The sequence below is a fragment of the Kocuria sp. SM24M-10 genome, from assembly GCF_001027955.1.
GTDB classification, from domain to species: domain Bacteria; phylum Actinomycetota; class Actinomycetes; order Actinomycetales; family Micrococcaceae; genus Kocuria; species Kocuria oceani.
In genome coordinates this window covers 1-887 of sequence record NZ_LDNX01000161.1, presented here as the reverse complement: position 1 = coordinate 887, position 887 = coordinate 1, and the positions used below count along the sequence as shown (strand labels likewise).

The window sequence follows — 887 nt, the reverse complement described above, 5'->3', positions numbered from 1 at the left end:
CGGGGGGCGCGGCGGGGGCCGGGCGGAAGCGTCGAGGCATGCCACCAGTCTTCCACGGGGCCGCGGGCATAACCCGGAGGGGCACGTCGTTGTCCCTGCCGGGTGCTCCGGTTCCCGGGCCGCCGGCCGGACCACCCGCCCGACCACCCGCCCGCCCGATCCCGGAGGACGACACCATGAGCGAGACCACCAGGCACGACGACCGCCCCGAGCCCACCGACCGGACCGAGCAGGACTGGCGCTCGATCCTGTCCCCCGAGGAGTACCACGTGCTGCGGGAGGCCGGGACGGAACGGCCCTTCACGGGCGAGTACTGGAACACCCAGACCGAGGGCGTGTACACCTGCCGCGCGTGCGGCGCCGAGCTGTTCCGCTCGGAGACGAAGTTCGACGCCCACTGCGGGTGGCCCTCCTTCTACGCCCCGCTCGCGGAGGACCGGGTCCGCTACATCAAGGACACCGCCCTGGGCATGGAGCGGGTGGAGGTCCGGTGCGCCGCCTGCGACTCGCACATGGGCCACGTCTTCGGCGGCGAGGGCTTCCCGACCCCGACCGACCTGCGGTACTGCATCAACTCCGTCTCGGTCCGGCTGGTCCCCGCCTCCTCGTGACCGGCGGGCCCGCGCGCGGCGTGGCACCGGCCACGCCGGCGCCCGGACGGCCTACCCTTCCAGTGTGAGCACCGTGAACGACCTCTCAGGGGTGTCCCAGGGCTTCCAGGAGGCCCTGGAGCACCTGCTCCGCACCCCGTACCGAAACGGCATCGAGCTCACCGAGATCCCCGCGCCCACGCACCTGGCCCCCTTCGCGGCCGCGGTGCGCGCGGAGGTGCGGCAGCCGCCGGCCCCGCCCGCCGGCCCGGCGGCGGAGCCCGGCACCCCGCTCCC

The 887-nt window shown here is 75.0% G+C and carries 2 protein-coding genes; both read left to right on the top strand.

Annotated elements, in window-relative coordinates:
- Positions 1–176: 176 nt before the first annotated feature.
- Positions 177–611, top strand: coding sequence for a peptide-methionine (R)-S-oxide reductase MsrB (gene msrB, locus ABL57_RS18955; RefSeq protein WP_047805047.1), 435 nt, complete (start codon positions 177–179; stop codon positions 609–611).
- A 64-nt stretch (positions 612–675) separates the two neighbouring features.
- Positions 676–887 (top strand): DUF3000 family protein (locus tag ABL57_RS18950; RefSeq protein ID WP_047805046.1); only part of this gene is annotated, 212 nt, incomplete at its 3' end.

Bases quoted from the DNA above. Each gene is read 5' to 3' on its own strand.
- msrB (WP_047805047.1), top strand. From the start codon at position 177: ATGAGCGAGACCACCAGGCACGACGACCGCCCCGAGCCCACCGACCGG.